This is a genomic window from Staphylococcus sp. GDX8P80P (assembly GCF_017893095.1).
In the GTDB taxonomy this organism is placed as follows: domain Bacteria; phylum Bacillota; class Bacilli; order Staphylococcales; family Staphylococcaceae; genus Staphylococcus; species Staphylococcus borealis.
Genome location: NZ_JAESMI010000220.1, coordinates 1 through 303, shown reverse-complemented (window position 1 = coordinate 303; position 303 = coordinate 1). Strand labels below are relative to the sequence as shown.

At 32.0% G+C, this 303-nt stretch carries 1 protein-coding gene; it reads left to right on the top strand.

Annotation, left to right across the window (positions count from 1 at the left end):
• Positions 1–51: 51 nt before the first annotated feature.
• On the top strand, positions 52–303 hold a 252-nt coding region (locus KA858_RS12540), incomplete at its 3' end, for a type I restriction-modification system subunit M N-terminal domain-containing protein (protein WP_210135845.1).

The window sequence follows — 303 nt, the reverse complement described above, 5'->3', positions numbered from 1 at the left end:
CAAAACGATCAAAAGTTAAGTCAGGAAGAAGCACGAGCTTATTTAAATTATATTAAAACAGAAGATGATTTAAATAATGTTGGAAGCAATGTAGAACAAAGACAACAACAAGCCGAATTACAAAAGAAATTATGGAGTATTGCAAATGATTTACGTGGAAACATGGATGCAAGCGAGTTTAGAAATTATATTTTAGGGCTCATCTTTTACCGCTTCTTATCAGAAAAAACAGAAGAAGAAGTGGCTGAGTTATTAAAAGAGGACAATATTTCATATACAGAAGCATGGGAAGACGAAGAATAT